This window comes from Serratia quinivorans, from assembly GCF_946227985.1.
GTDB lineage: Bacteria > Pseudomonadota > Gammaproteobacteria > Enterobacterales > Enterobacteriaceae > Serratia > Serratia quinivorans_A.
On the sequence record NZ_CAMKGL010000001.1, the window covers coordinates 472,107 to 486,570 of the forward strand.

The following is a 14,464-nucleotide window of genomic DNA, read 5'->3' on the forward strand; positions in this document are numbered from 1 at the left end:
TATCCAAAAAAACACGCGGTTTCTCCCTAAAAATCCATCCCGTACGTTTGGCAAACCCTCTCCAGCGCCAAGGCTAAAAGGCCGTGGCAGTTAACATGGGGAGGCGGGTTTTGGCTTATTGAAAAACTCTGTCATGGGGGACGAAGTAAAAAAGCACTGAATCCGGCGTAGCGTTTTGCCTCTTCATCGAGAGGTTGGCGACCGCTCCGCCTGAAGCGCGGCTAGGTTACTCTGATTGTTATTCTTTCGTTGCATACCTTGTGCTGTTTCGGCGATTTTTTGTTGGCTTTATCAATGGAAATTAGCGGTTCAGGCTTGCCGCGGATAGCGCAGCGCCTCGACAAACAGCGCAAAGGCGGTGGTGTGTTGCCTGCGGCTGGGATAATAGAGGTAATAGCCGGGAAACCGTGGGCACCACTCGTCGAGCACCTGGACCAAACGGCCGTCAGCCAGCTCATCGGTGACGCTGTCTTGCGGTACAAAGGCGATGCCGAAGCCCAGCCGCGCCGCGTCGATGCGTTGGCGCAGACTGTTAAAGGTTAGCTGGCCGTCGACCCGTACCTTAATTTCGCGCCCGTCTTTTTCGAACTCCCAGGCGTAGAGACCGCCCATAGTGGGTAAACGCATATTGATACAGCGATGGTTTTGCAGTTCCTGCGGGGTTGTTGGCGTGCCGTATTGTTCAAAATAGGCCGGGGAAGCAATCGGCACCATATGCATCTCGGGCGCAATGCGCACCGCAATCATGTCTTTGGCGACCTGTTCCCCCAGGCGGATACCGGCGTCAAAACGACCGGCGACAATGTCGGTCAGGGCATTATCCACGGTGATTTCGACATTGATATCCGGATAGTCCGCCAGAAAGGACCTCAACATTGGCCACAACACCGAGTCGACGGCATGTTCGCCGGCGGTGATGCGGATATTACCCGCTGGCCGTGCCCGCATTTCACTCAGGGCGTCCAGTTCACTTTCAATCTCGGCAAAACGCGGCCCGATGCTGTTGAGCAGCCTTTCGCCGACTTCGGTAGGTGCCACGTTGCGGGTGGTTCGGGTCAGTAAACGCAGCTCGAGTCGTTCTTCCAGCCCCCTGATGGCGTGGCTCAATGCCGATTGGGAGACGCCAAGTTTCGCCGCCGCTTTGGTGAAGCTGCGCTCACGGGCGACCATCAAAAACGAAATTAAGTCGTTAAAGTTCTCTTTTAACATCCCGGCCTCACAGCATGGGCAGAATTTATGGCGATATTCTAGCCGTTTGCCGACAGCGGCGACAATTAATGAATTCAGCTCATAGCTCCTTGCGGATTTAGCCCTCTAGTCCTGATGTGGGAGCGACGTTATCTTTTGTCTTTCACGCCACTCTTATCGGGAAATAAATGAATGAAATATTTTGCAGCCACAGCACTTTCTATGTCGATGGCGATTTCCGGCAGTGTCGGGGCAGAAACTCTGGAGTCGGAAGAGCGGGTTAAAAGTGTTTCACCGGCATTGGCCCAATTTCAGCGTGACACATTACAGGGCGATCTTTGGCAGCGTCCGGCGCTTTCGCCGCGCGACCGCAGCGTGATCACCATCGCAGCCGTAATCGCCCGTAACCAAAGCGCGTTGATGGCAGAGCAATTCAACCAGGCATTGGACAACGGCGTAAAAGCTACTGAATTGTCGGAGATTATCACCCATCTGGCTTTCTATACCGGCTGGGGTAATGCCATGGCGGCAGTGGCGGTTGCGCGTGAGGTTTTCCAACGGCGCGGCATTAATGTTGCCGAATTGCCGGCGGCGGATCCCCAACGGCTGCCGCTGGATGAAGCGGCGGAACAGCTGCGGGCCAGTGCGGTAGAAAACGCGGTCGGCAGTGAGCAATTTCCTGGGCTGGTTGCCTACACCTCGGGCGTGCTGTTTCACGATCTTTGGCTCCGGCCGGCACTGGCACCCCGCGATCGCAGTTTGGTTACGGTGAGCGCACTGGTGGCCAACGGGCAAGTGGCGCAAATGACCTTCCATCTCAACAGGGCAATGGACAACGGCCTGACCCAGCAACAGGCTGGCGAGGTTATTGCTCATCTGGCGTTCTACGTCGGTTGGCCCAACGCCATGTCCGCCGTCCCGGTTGCCAAAGAAGTGTTTGCCAGGCGTGCCTCTTCATCACCTGTTATCCCTTAGGATTTATCCGGTGAAATGACTCACAGCCTCTACAATTATTTTGTCTATATTAGCGTCGGCCGCGTTTGCCTAAACGGAGAAAACAGTGAAAATTCAACGCAGCGGTTCCCAACCCTCCCGTCCGGGCCCAGAAAACTATTTTACCGGTAAGGTGCGGATCGATGCGCCGTTTGCCGGCAGTGAGCCGGCCCGCGTAGGCGGTGCTACCGTGACCTTTGAGCCAGGTGCGCGCACTGCCTGGCACACCCATCCGCTCGGCCAGACGTTGATCGTCACCCAGGGGCGCGGTTGGATCCAGGTGTGGGGCGAGGAGATCCAGGAAATGAACCAGGGTGATATCGTCTGGATCCCGGAAGACGTCAAACACTGGCACGGCGCGACACCGGAGACGGCCATGACCCACATTGCCATCGCCGAATCATTAAACGGCAGCCCGGTGGGTTGGCTGGAGCAGGTCAGCGACGCGCAGTACCAAAAGTAATGACTACGCTGTTAGCGGCACACTGGCCCGCAGGGTGCGGGCCATGGGCTAGTTTCAGAGGGTTAACTCCCCAGCCCGCCGAGGCACAGGTACTTAATCTCAAGATAATCCTCGATACCGTATTTTGACCCCTCACGGCCCAGCCCGGAGTTTTTAACCCCGCCGAAGGGGGCGACTTCGGTGGAAATCAGCCCTTCATTAATGCCAACGATGCCGTATTCCAGCGCTTCGGCGACGCGCATTACCCGACCAATATCCCGGCTGTAGAAGTACGAGGCCAGGCCAAACGGCGTGTCATTGGCCAGCTCAATGGCTTCGGCTTCGCTATTAAAACGGATCAGCGGCGCTACCGGACCAAAGGTCTCTTCATGGAAGATTTTGGCCTGCCGTGATACCTCGGTCAGAATGGTCGGCGTAAAGAAGTTATTGCCCAGCGCATGGGGTTTGCCACCCAGCAGAACAGTGGCTCCCAGTTGCACTGCATCGGCGATATGCTCGCTGACTTTTTCCACGGCGGCCGGGTTAATCAACGGGCCGATAGTGACGCCGTCGTCCAGGCCGTTGCCCACTTTTAGCTTCTCTACCGCCGCTTTCAGCTTTTCTGCGAAGGCGTCGTAGATGCCATCCTGAACCAGAAAACGGTTGGTACACACGCAGGTCTGGCCGGCATTACGGTATTTGGAAGCCACGGCGCCTGTCACAGCGGCGTCCAGATCGGCATCGTCAAACACGATAAACGGCGCGTTGCCGCCCAGTTCCATACTGGTCTTTTTGATGGTCGGGGCACACTGTGCCAGCAGTTGCGCACCGACCTCGGTGCTGCCGGTGAAGGAGAGTTTGCGTACGTCCGGGTTGGCGGTCAATTCCGCCCCTATGGCCTGGCTCGGGCCGGTTATCACGTTGCAAACACCGGCCGGTAAACCCGCACGCTCGGCCAATACGGCGATAGCCAGTGCAGAGAAGGGGGTTTGGCTGGCGGGGCGGATCACCCCGGTACAGCCCGCGGCCCAGCCGGGGCCCGCTTTACGGGTGATCATCGCCGCCGGGAAATTCCACGGCGTAATGGCAGCGAATACCCCAATCGGCTCTTTCTGCACGATAATGCGGCGGCCAGCCTGGGGCTGCGGAATGGTGTCGCCGTAGACGCGTTTGCCTTCTTCGGCAAACCACTCGATAAAGGACGCCGCGTAGGCAATCTCACCCCGGCTTTCCGCCAGCGGCTTGCCCTGTTCTGCGGTCATGATCAGCGCTAAATCGTCCTGATTTTCCATCATCAACTCGAACAGGCGGCGCAGTTTGCCGGCCCGTTCTTTGGCGGTCAATGCGCGCCAGGCCGGCTGGGCCTTTTTCGCGGCGGCGATCGCCAGCGCGGTCTCTTTGGCCCCCAACGCCGGCACCTGACCGACCAGTTCGCCGGTGGCGGGATTGTGGATCTTGAGGCTCTGGTCGCCTTTGATCGGCAGCCATTGCCCGTCGATATAGTTGGCCTCGCGGAACAGCGCAGGATCTTTGAGGGTGGCAGAGAAGTGATTGCTCATCGGTTTTCTTCCTTTTTCAGAATTCAACACAGGGTGACCTACCCCAAACGGCACCCCTTTACCCTAGCAAACTTTTCCGCCTCTATTTGCCCGATCCGTGACAACTAATCAATTTGCCGTCAAGCGCACCTTCTGTACAAAAAACATCCGCCGTCAGGACGATACTGAAATCAGCAGGCATATGACCCTTTTCGATGTGATTAAAAGGAGTGTGCAAATGATGAAATCAGTGGACAGACATCTTTATGGCGGCGGAGAAATGGATTTTTTGGCTTCCAGCATTGCGCTGATGGAGTGGCAGGGGCGAGAGGTCGACGCCGGCAAAGTGGCCGGCAACATGTCGGAGTCGCAAAGCCGCTTGTTCTTTGAACGCCTGAGCTATTTCCGTCAGCTTTATCAGGCGGCCACAACGGTGGAACACAGCGTATAAACCTAATCTACTGACCCCGCCGACGCGGGGTTTTTTATTCCGACCACACCCCGGTATTGAGCGTTGCCGGGGAGAACTCAAGATTACGGCCGCGCCACGGCAGGGCCTGTGAAAAACGCCATGCGCGCTGTATATCGAAGCGCCAGTAGCGCTCCGCACCCGCCACACCCTGGCCCCTCTCTGCTTGCCAGAGGATCTGTGTTTCCCCCTGCAAATGTAAAACATCCCCGCGTTCAAAATCGATAAACAGCAACGCCGCCCGCGGTTGCGCCAACAGGTTACCCAGGGTATTCATATAGCGATTGCCACGAAAATCCGGTATCCACAGGGTGTTTCCCTCCAGATAGATAAACCCCGGTTTTCCGCCCCGGTGCGAAATATCCACGCCACCTTGCGCCAGCTGGGTATGGGCAGCACTGGCCACGAAACAGGTATCCGCGTTGCGGATCAACGCCTGTGCCGCCGCATCCAACGTAGTGAGATATTCGATTGGCGCAGGGTTGGCGGGGGCCGGATACAGCTCGCGCCGCTGAATATACTGCGGACAGTTGCCAAAGCTTTGCCTGACTTCGATCTCAATGCGGTTTTTGTCGGTACGTCCGATCACACCGTTGGCGCGGTTACGGCGTCGGTTGCTAAAATCCAGCCCCAGCGCTCCCACCGGCTGGCCGGGTTGCAATGCTGCCTGCGCCGGATCGTCGCTGCGGCGTGGGGTGCTGATACGCAGATGGGTGCTGTCCGGCGTGCGCAAAAAACCGGGCGGGCCGCTAAACAACGTAGCCACCGGCCAACCTTGCTGGTCCAGCGTGGCGACAAACAGGTAAGGCAGTGCCTCGAAAAACTTGCGGTGCTGGTCAGGCATGCTGGGGAAAATTCCGCCGCCCACCTGGTCAAATCCGGCCAGGGTCTGGGCACGTAGTTCATCGGGGTGGAACATCTGCGGGATCATCGGATTTACCTCTCGACGGGGTAAGGCAGCGACGGCATGGCAAAGAAGCCGGGCAATGCGGCAATGCGCGCTATCCAGCGCTGGATTGCCGGGTACGGGGCCAGCGAAATCCCCCCTTCCGGCGCTACCGCCACATAGCTGTAGCAGGCCAGATCGCCAATGGTGGCCTGTGCCGTCGCCAGAAACTGACGGTCGGTCAGATGCTGCTCCATTTGTGGCAGGAAGCGCGCGCTGACGGCCTGCGCGGCCTGATAATCCTCTGTTACCCCAAACTGGGCGATCAAACGGGCGGAAGCCGGGCCATAGCGAACTTCTCCCGCCGCTTTGGACAGCCATTCCTGCACCTGGGCCGCCGCCACGGGTTCTTCGGGTAACCAATGGCTATCCGGCGCATAACGCTTGGCCAGATACACCAAAATGGCATTGCTGTCGGCCAGTGCCAGCTCACCATCCACCAGTACCGGGATCTGGCCGAAAGGGTTCAGGCGCAGAAAGGCCTCGCTTTGGCGCACCGCTGCGGGGGCTTCGATAAATTCATACGACAGTTCGAGCATCCGCAACAGCAACTCCACGCGGTGGACGTGGCCGGAAAGCGGGGTACCGTACAGTTTTAGCTTTTGCATAATCACACTCCAGAGGGATTTTAATCAGCATACTCTTGCAGTCGGTGAGCGAAATCCGGCAATCTGGAAATTAATAATTTCAATTTATGGAATAGTCTATGGATCGGTTGGACGAACTGGCGATTTTTGTAGCGGTGATCCAGCACGGCAGCCTGGCCGCCGCCGGTCGCAAACTGCGACGTTCCGCCCCGGCGGTGACCCGGGCCATCGCCTCGCTGGAGCAGCGTTTTGGCGCCAGGCTGGTTGAACGCACCACCCGGCGGCTGGCCCCGACCGAGGCCGGGCTGCGGCTGGCGGAGCGGGCGCATTTATTGCTGCATGAATACCAGGCGGCGGTACTGGATACGGCGGATACCCAGCTCAGCGGGCTGTTGCGCATTACCTCACCGGTGCAGTTCGGGCGTAAGCACGTGGCACCGGTGGTGATGGCGTTTCTCGATCTTTACCCGCAGACGCAAATTGAAATGGTGCTCAACGATCGCAACCTGGATTTGATCGACGAGGGGCTGGACGTGGCGGTGCGCATCGGCCATTTGCAGGACTCTTCCCGCGTGGCGCGTCGGTTGGGGCAGGTATCCCGGGTGACGGTTGCCAGTCCGGCCTATCTGGCGCTACGCGGCGAGCCATTGGAACCGGCGCAGTTGGTCGATCATGACACTATCGTCGGCACCCAGCGGGCGTCGCTGCGCGAATGGCGGTTTGGCCCACAGGAAAACGGTGACAGAGTAAGGCTGACGCCGCGCTTGCTGCTCAATGACGTTGAAACCCAGTTGCTGGCGGCGCGAGCAGGCAAGGGCATCGCCCGCTTGCTGTCGTATCAGGTGGCAGACGACCTGGCGGCGGGGACGCTGGTGCGCCTGCTGCCGGCGTTTGAACCCTTGCCGATGCCGGTGCAACTGGTGGCGCAACATAGCCAACGCATGCCGCTAAAAGTGCGTACCTTCTGGGATTATGCCTGGCAGGAATTAAGTCAGTTGGCGCAAATTCAGCCGCCGTTAAAATAGCGATTCAGGCTCAATAAGTTTCACTGGTTAAACTTATTGAGCCGCAGAAAAGATTTATATTACCCTGCACGCATTGCTGTTGTTCCCTTCTTGACAATATTATTCCCGGTGCTAATAGTTAACGCATATCTTAAATAATAAACGAAGTTTAATATATGAAACTTTTGGCGGGCAGTTACGATAACGGTTCGACGGTGGACAATGAGGATGAAATTCTGACCTCATTCCAAACTCGCAGTCAGGCGGTTTATCAGCAAGTCCGTAGCGAACGTAATATTGCCTATGGGGATTCACCCCGGGAAGTTTTCGACTGGTTATATTCTGACAAGCCGCATCAGGGAACATTAATATTTATTCACGGAGGATATTGGCAATTTTGTTCCAGGGATGATTTTGCCTTTATTGCTACAGTGCCATTGGCGTTGGGCTTTGACGTGGTGCTGCTGGAATATACGCTGGCACCTCAGGCCTCGCTTGACGATATTTGCCGGCAAACCGGTGCGGCGCTGAACGCGATTCAACAACGCCTGGCGTCAAATAAACTGGCGCCGGTTTACCTGTGTGGTCATTCCGCCGGGGGGCATCTGGCCAGTTTCTGGCAGCATCATCCTATGGTCGACGCGGTATTACCGATCAGCGGTATTTTCGAGCTGGAGCCCCTGTTAACCACTTACGTTAACCGGCAGTTGCAGTTGACCCAGCAGCAAATTGCGCGGTTAAGCCCGGCGCGCAATATACCTGACCGCATTAAACCGATGACGCTATTTTACGGCGCTGCTGAACTGCCGGAACTGATTGGCCAGTCGCGACATTATTATGCTGCGCTGCAGGCAAAACAGCTGCCCGTCCGCCTGGTTGCGGTCGACGGCGCCAACCATTACAACGTGCTGGATTCACTGTTCGCCAGGGATGGGGCGTTGATCCGCCAGTTAACCACTACGGGGAAATAAACCATGCGTACCATTATCGATACCGGCTTGCCGGAGATTGGCCAACCCTTTTCCTGGGCGACTAAAGGCGGTGGCATGCTGTTCACCGCTCATGGCCCGGTCAGGCCCGACGGCAGTATTGAAACCGGCGAGCCGGAAAAACAAATTACCCTGACCTTTGATAATTTGGCCCGGACGTTAAAGGCGGCAGATAGCCACAGCGATAATGTTCTGCAGGTAATTATTTATCTCACCGATGTGAATGACGTTAAATTACTTGATGAAATTTATAAGCAATATTTCAATTATCCTTACCCTAATCGTTCAACGGTAATTGTTGACAAGCTGGTGGTGCCGGGAATGAAAATAGAAATAACCGTCACTGCTACCGCCTGAAGTTATATAACTATAATTCCCACCTGCAAATTCATTGAATAATGAATTAAGGAATCGCTATGTTTAATCACATTGGCCGCTCGGCGGCCGATCCTATTATGTCATTGATGGAAGCTTATTTACGGGATGAAAATACGCAGAAAGTTAATCTGGGTATTGGTCTTTATTACGACCGGCAAGGGCGGATCCCGCTGATGCAAGCGGTTGAGGCCGCCGAGCGGCAATTGCTTGATCAGCGTCGCCCGCATGGATATCCGCCAATCGAAGGCTCGGCGCTGTTTGCCCAGCAGGTGCAGACCTTGTTGTTCGGCGAAGCGGCATCAGCGTCGATAAGCACGGTACAAACCGTTGGCGGTTCAGGCGCTCTGAAGCTGGCGGCGGATTTTATCCATCATTACCTGCCCCGTCATGACATCTGGGTGTCAGATCCTACCTGGGCCAACCATTGGGCGATCTTCGAGGGCGCAGGACTGAAGGTACATACCTACCCGTATTTTGATGAGGCCAACGGCGGCCTGCGTTTTGACGCCATGCTCGATACGTTGGACAGCCTGCCGGAAGGCAGCGTGGTGTTGTTGCACCCTTGCTGTCATAACCCGACCGGCACCGATCTCAGCCCGGCGCAGTGGCGTGCCACGCTTGAGGTCGTACAGCGCCGCCGCCTGCTGCCGTTGTTCGATATTGCCTATCAGGGCTTTGGCGACGGGCTGGACGAGGACTGTTTCGCACTGCGTGAGGCGTTGAAAACCGACCTGGAATTTTTGGTCGCCAATTCGTTTTCGAAAAACGTCGCGCTGTATGGCCAACGGCTGGGGGGGCTTTCAGTCCGCTGCGCCAGCCCGGAGAGTGCGACCAACGTCAAGGGCGCATTGAAAACCTTGATCCGCCGCAGCTATTCCTGCCCGCCGACCCACGGCAGCCAGATTGTGGAAACCCTGTTGGCGGATGCCAATTTGCGCCAGCAGTGGGAAAGCGAACTGGCCGGTATGCGCCAACGTATCAAACAGATGCGCCAAACCCTGGCTAACGGGCTGGAGCAGGGCGGTTCGCAGTTGGACTATCGGCGCATTCGTGACCAAAAAGGCATGTTCAGTTACACCGGCTTGAACCCGCAGCAGCTCGAGCGGCTACGACAAGATTACGCCATCTACCTGGTGGCGCCCGGCCGCATGTGTTTGCCCGGCCTGAATCAAAACAATGTCGATTACGTTACTGCCGCCATTCTGGATGTCACCCGTACTGCGTGAATAAGGTAGGACTGCCATGAAACAGATGAAAGGTTTTGAAGAAATTGCGCGGCGGCAGGGCGGCTTGAAGAAACAGCTCACCGCCGGGCAGATGACCATGCTGGCGATAGGCGGAGCGATCGGCACCGGGCTGTTTCTCGGCAGTGCCTATGCCATTCAGATGGCGGGCCCCAGCGTCCTGTTGAGCTATTTTATTGGCGGCGTGGTGGCGTTGTTACTGATGGGATGCCTGGCGGAAATGACCTCTGAACACCCGACGCCGGGTTCTTTTGGTGACTATGCCGAGTTTTACATCAGCCCGCTGTTCGGTTTTCTGGTGCGTTATTCCTACTGGTCCTGCGTGGTATTGGCGGTGGGCACCGAGGTCACCGCTATCGGCATGTATATGCAGTTCTGGTTCCCGACCACGCCTATCTGGCCCTGGGTGCTGCTGTTTTCTGCGGCGGTGATCGTCATCAATGTGATTGGCGTCAAGTCCTTCGGCCAGGTGGAGTATGCGCTGTCGACCATCAAGGTGGTGGCCATTGCGGCCTTTATCGCCATTGGCATCGGCATTTTGGTGTTTTCCGCTAATCCGGCCTACGGTATTCACAACTTTACCGCCAATGGCGGCTTCTTCCCGTTTGGCGTAAAGGGCATGTGGTTCGCGGTGATCGTGTCGATTTTCAGCTATCTGAGCATTGAGATGATCGCGGTGGCCGCCGGTGAAGCCAAAAACCCGGTGATTGCGGTGAAAACTGCCTTCAAGGGCACCATTTTGCGGTTGTTTATTTTTTATATGCTGTCGATTGCGCTGATGCTGGCAATCGTTCCCTGGCGGCAGTCGGGAACCGGTGAAAGCCCGTTTCTGATGGCGATGAACGTGATCCATTTGCCTGCCGCCGCCGGTATCTTCAACTTTATCGTGCTGGTGGCCGCGCTGTCGGCGATGAACAGCCAGCTGTATATCACCACCCGCATGATGTTCTCGCTGTCGCGTGCGGGGCAGGCTCCGGCTGCGTTGGGGCGGGTCAGTAAACGCGGTATTCCGGTAAACGCGCTGGCGATGTCCTGCATTGGCATTGTGGTGTCGATCGTGCTGAGCCTGGTTTATCCGGAGAAATCCTTTGCCGCCATGATGTCTATTTCGGTGTACGGCGCTTGCTTTACCTGGCTGATGATTTTCGTCACCCACCTGTTTTTCCGCCGCCAGCATCGCCAAACCCACCTGAAATTCCGCATGTGGGGCTTCCCCTACACCACGCTGGCCGGTGCCGGTTTGATGACCGCACTGTTGATCTCGACGGCGTTCACCGAGTTTTTCAAGATGACGCTGTGGTTCGGCATTCCGTTCACTCTGCTGCTGGTGGCCATTTACTTCTTCTATAGTCGCCATCAGCCACTGCCCGCCGCGATGGAAACGCCGGAGGTAGAGTAAAGTGGTTTGCTGATAATGTCGTTATCTGGCTCTGGCAATAAGCCACTTTAACCGGAGAATAAGCGATCTTTCGCAGGTGTAGAGTGGTGTTGCCATGAGCAGTGAGACAGAAAAAATTCAGGTTGTCGGCCGAAGCGATCATTCGGCACAGGGATGGATCAACGGCTTTCTGGGGATGTTGATTTTTAGCGGTTCTTTGCCCGCCACGCGCCTGGCGGTGCAAGAGTTTGATCCCCTTTTCCTGACCGCGATGCGGGCGGTGCTGGCAGCCATCCTGGCGCTTGGCGCGCTGGGGCTAATGCGTCAACGTTGGCCCCGGCGACAGGATCTTGTGCCGCTGGTGATGGTGGCGATCGGGGTCGTGATCGGTTTCCCGTTGCTGACGGCGTTGGCCTTGCAGCACACCACTTCGGCGCATGCGCTGGTGTATATCGGGCTATTGCCACTGGCTACCGCCTGTTTTGGCGTACTGCGCGGGGGAGAACGCCCGAAAATCGCTTTCTGGCTGTTCTCGGTGTTGGGCAGCCTGCTGGTGGGGGCCTTTGCGCTAAGTCAGGGGGCGGGCGCTTCCTGGGCCGGTGACCTGCTGATGGTGGCGGCGATACTGCTTTGCGGCCTGGGCTACGCGGAAGGCGCGATGCTGACGCGCAGGCTCGGCGGCTGGCAGGTGATTTCCTGGGCGCTGGTGGTGGCTTTGCCGCTGACGGCCGGGGTTGCCGTTTGGGCCGCTCCGGCGAGTTGGCCGCAGGTCAGCGTCGGGGCGTGGCTCTCTCTGGGCTATATTTCGCTGTTCAGCATGTGGATTGGCTTTATCTTCTGGTATCGCGGTTTGGCGCTGGGCGGCATTGCCGCCGTGGGCCAGTTGCAACTGCTGCAGCCGTTCTTTGGGCTGGCGCTGGCCGCGTGGGTGCTGCATGAAACCATCCAGCCTTCGATGATTGCGGTTATGGCCGGGGTATTGGTTTGCGTGTACGGCGCGAAGCGGTTTTCCCGTTAAACCGGGCGAGATAATGCCTGAGACCCCTTCACTTAAACACGATATTAGGGGAAACCGGGGGATGGGGTTCCCGCAGGGACGCCCCACCCCCGGGTCGCCCCGGGTATCTCAATCTCGCCGCTTTACCCTACCTCGGCTAACGTCACCAGCACCTGATTCAGCCGTTGGGCGGCGCGGTGGATTTGCAGGTCATCGTAGCCGCCCAGTCCGAGTATCAAGCCGCTTTTCCCGCTGCCGACGCCATACATCGGCGAAAGTGCGCTTACCGCCACTCCAGCCTCGGCGGCATGGCGAGCGACCCGTTGGTCGTCCAGCCCCGCCTTCAACCACAGCACCAGATGCATGCCCTGGCTGCTGGGGTGCAGCGTCGCCAGCTCGGCAGCCACATGGGTATTGATGGCTGCGGTTAACACCCGCCGTTTTTCCGCATACACGCCGCGCATACGGCGGATATGACGATCCAGATGCCCCTGCGCCATAAAGCTGGCCAGCACGTGCTGATCGGCGCTGGGCGGGTGGCGATCCATCAGCACGCGCGCGCCGCAAAAGGCATCCACCAGTGGCCTGGGCACGATGGCGTAACCCAGCCGCAATGAAGGGAAAAGGATCTTGCTGAAGGTGCCAAGATAGATGACTCTGGCCGGATCCAACCCCTGCAATGACGGAAACGGATGGCCGGAATAGCGCATTTCACTGTCGTAATCATCCTCGACAATCCAGGCCCGGCTCTCTTTGGCCCAGGCCAGCAGCTCGAGCCGACGCGTCATGCTCATCGGCATGCACAGCGGGTATTGGTGAGAAGGGGTGACAAAGGCGGCTTTGGCCTGCGGCGCGATTTGGCTGCCTGCTGCCACGTCTATTCCTTCGGCATCCACCGGGACTCTGGCCATTCGCCGGTCTCTGAAGACGCTGTTAAAGATGGCGGTAATGCCGTGATAGGCCGGATCCTCCACCCAGGCGGTGTCACCGGCGTCCAACAGAATCTGCGTCGCCAGATACAGCCCTTGTTGAGTCCCTGAGGTAATAATCACCTGTTCCGGCGTACAGAGCACCGAACGGGATTTGCGGACGTATTCACAGACCGCCTTGCGCAACGGCAGTGCCCCCAGTGGTTCGCCATAACCGGCGGGGGCGCCAGGCCCACGGGCGCGGATGCGGTTGCCGAGACGACGCCAGACGTCATCGGGCGCGGTATCATTGATGGGCACCGAGACGGTGAAGGGGATAGGCGGTAGCGGCCGTAACTGCCCGGCAAACTGCGCCAATGCCTGCGCCTGGCTGGAAAGGGGAATGTCACAAATATCAGCCGGGCTGAGTGGTGCCGGGGGCTGGCGGTGAAGTGACAGGGCGACGCGGGTGCCCGAACCGGGCTGGGCTTCGAGAAAGCCCTCGGCGGTCAGCTGTTCGAAGGCCGCCAGCACCGTGCCTCTGGCCAACTGCAATGCGCCTGCCAGTACGCGGGTGGAGGGCAACAGATCGCCAGGTTTGAGTTCGCCTCTGTTGATGGCTGCCCGCAATGCCTGAGCAAGTTGCAGGCTAAGCTGCCCCGCCTGGCGATCAAGCTCGCCGATGGCGGGGACTTCAACCGTTTTGGCCGTTCTTGGCATCTATTCCGGTCCAGATGAAAAGGGTTAAACAGGGTATTTACTGTAAACCACTTTTTAACGAAATAGCGTATTTCGTGATGCTTAAAGCTGACTTTTTGGGATCAGGTGGTCGCCAAAACTTAAGCGCTGACGGCCAGGTTCGATTTCGCTCAGTGGGGTGACTTCTTGCAGGGAAGATTTACAGCGCAGTACCAAATCATGATATTCGCGCGTGCCGGCCACTTTCCACGCCAGTTCCTGTTCGGTCAGGTCACGCAATACCCGCGCCGGGCTACCGACCACCAGCTTGTTGGCTTCAATCACCGCGGCGGCCTTAACGAACGCCATGGCACCGACGATGCTGTTCTCACCGATCTCCGCGCCGTCCATAATCACCGCATTCATGCCGACCATGGCGTTACGGCGGATACGGCAGCCGTGCAAGATCGCGCCGTGGCCGATGTGCCCGTCCTGTTCCACCACGGTGTCCTGCTGCGGAAAGCCGTGCATCACGCAGTTGTCCTGGATATTGGCCCCGTCACCGACAACCAGGCGGCCAAAGTCGCCGCGCAGGCTGGCATTGGGGCCGATATATACCTGCTTGCCGACGATGACATCGCCAATCAATACCGCCGTCGGGTGCACATAACTGCTGGGGTCTACCACTGGCGTCAGGCCATCAATCTGATACACGGGCATAGTAA

Annotated in this window: 15 protein-coding genes; 9 read left to right on the forward strand and 6 right to left on the reverse strand. The window is 57.6% G+C overall.

The annotated features are described in order from the left end of the window. Positions 1-309 precede the first annotated feature (309 nt). On the reverse strand, positions 310-1,209 hold the full coding sequence (locus OCH02_RS02200; RefSeq protein ID WP_261429585.1) for a LysR family transcriptional regulator: 900 nt from the start codon (positions 1,207-1,209) through the stop codon (positions 310-312). Between the two features lie 171 nt (positions 1,210-1,380). Here OCH02_RS02200 and OCH02_RS02205 point away from each other — a divergent pair, with 171 nt between their 5' ends. Next, complete coding sequence (locus tag OCH02_RS02205; protein WP_261429587.1) at positions 1,381-2,163, forward strand: carboxymuconolactone decarboxylase family protein; 783 nt, start codon at positions 1,381-1,383, stop codon at positions 2,161-2,163. Positions 2,164-2,248: 85 nt separating this feature from the next. Further along, complete coding sequence (locus OCH02_RS02210) at positions 2,249-2,644, forward strand: cupin domain-containing protein (protein WP_261429588.1); 396 nt, start codon at positions 2,249-2,251, stop codon at positions 2,642-2,644. Between the two features lie 62 nt (positions 2,645-2,706). Here the strand turns inward: OCH02_RS02210 and gabD are convergent, their stop codons facing one another. Next, positions 2,707-4,182 (reverse strand): NADP-dependent succinate-semialdehyde dehydrogenase, encoded by a 1,476-nt coding sequence (gabD, locus tag OCH02_RS02215; protein WP_261429589.1) that lies wholly within the window; start codon positions 4,180-4,182, stop codon positions 2,707-2,709. A gap of 217 nt (positions 4,183-4,399) precedes the next feature. Here gabD and OCH02_RS02220 point away from each other — a divergent pair, with 217 nt between their 5' ends. Beyond that, a complete protein-coding gene (locus tag OCH02_RS02220; RefSeq protein WP_012145814.1) occupies positions 4,400-4,612 on the forward strand; it encodes a glycogen synthase in 213 nt (70 codons plus the stop codon). A 34-nt stretch (positions 4,613-4,646) separates the two neighbouring features. Here the strand turns inward: OCH02_RS02220 and OCH02_RS02225 are convergent, their stop codons facing one another. Further along, positions 4,647-5,561 (reverse strand): pyridoxamine 5'-phosphate oxidase family protein, encoded by a 915-nt coding sequence (locus tag OCH02_RS02225; RefSeq protein WP_261429590.1) that lies wholly within the window; start codon positions 5,559-5,561, stop codon positions 4,647-4,649. A 5-nt stretch (positions 5,562-5,566) separates the two neighbouring features. Then, a complete protein-coding gene (locus OCH02_RS02230) occupies positions 5,567-6,184 on the reverse strand; it encodes a glutathione S-transferase (RefSeq protein ID WP_261429591.1) in 618 nt (205 codons plus the stop codon). 98 nt (positions 6,185-6,282) lie between these two features. On the opposite strand from OCH02_RS02230, the gene OCH02_RS02235 reads away from it, so the two are divergent. The 6 genes from OCH02_RS02235 to OCH02_RS02260 all read left to right on the forward strand — a co-directional run bounded on the left by OCH02_RS02235 (position 6,283) and on the right by OCH02_RS02260 (position 12,174). Next, complete coding sequence (locus tag OCH02_RS02235) at positions 6,283-7,188, forward strand: LysR family transcriptional regulator (RefSeq protein WP_261429592.1); 906 nt, start codon at positions 6,283-6,285, stop codon at positions 7,186-7,188. 155 nt (positions 7,189-7,343) lie between these two features. Beyond that, complete coding sequence (locus tag OCH02_RS02240; protein ID WP_261429594.1) at positions 7,344-8,138, forward strand: alpha/beta hydrolase; 795 nt, start codon at positions 7,344-7,346, stop codon at positions 8,136-8,138. A 3-nt stretch (positions 8,139-8,141) separates the two neighbouring features. Then, positions 8,142-8,513, forward strand: a complete 372-nt coding sequence (locus OCH02_RS02245) for a RidA family protein (protein ID WP_218217102.1) — start codon at positions 8,142-8,144, stop codon at positions 8,511-8,513. A 59-nt stretch (positions 8,514-8,572) separates the two neighbouring features. Then, positions 8,573-9,760, forward strand: coding sequence for an amino acid aminotransferase (locus OCH02_RS02250; protein WP_261429596.1), 1,188 nt, complete (start codon positions 8,573-8,575; stop codon positions 9,758-9,760). Between the two features lie 16 nt (positions 9,761-9,776). Continuing rightward, positions 9,777-11,177, forward strand: a complete 1,401-nt coding sequence (locus OCH02_RS02255) for an amino acid permease (protein WP_261429598.1) — start codon at positions 9,777-9,779, stop codon at positions 11,175-11,177. 94 nt (positions 11,178-11,271) lie between these two features. Then, positions 11,272-12,174 carry a DMT family transporter gene (locus tag OCH02_RS02260; RefSeq protein ID WP_261429599.1) on the forward strand — a complete coding sequence of 301 codons (903 nt, stop codon included), beginning with the start codon at positions 11,272-11,274 and terminating at the stop codon, positions 12,172-12,174. Between the two features lie 122 nt (positions 12,175-12,296). On the opposite strand, the gene OCH02_RS02265 is transcribed toward OCH02_RS02260, so the two are convergent. After that, positions 12,297-13,781 carry a PLP-dependent aminotransferase family protein gene (locus tag OCH02_RS02265; RefSeq protein WP_261429600.1) on the reverse strand — a complete coding sequence of 495 codons (1,485 nt, stop codon included), beginning with the start codon at positions 13,779-13,781 and terminating at the stop codon, positions 12,297-12,299. Positions 13,782-13,862: 81 nt separating this feature from the next. Continuing rightward, positions 13,863-14,459, reverse strand: coding sequence for a phenylacetic acid degradation protein PaaY (gene paaY, locus OCH02_RS02270; protein WP_261429601.1), 597 nt, complete (start codon positions 14,457-14,459; stop codon positions 13,863-13,865). Positions 14,460-14,464: the final 5 nt, after the last annotated feature.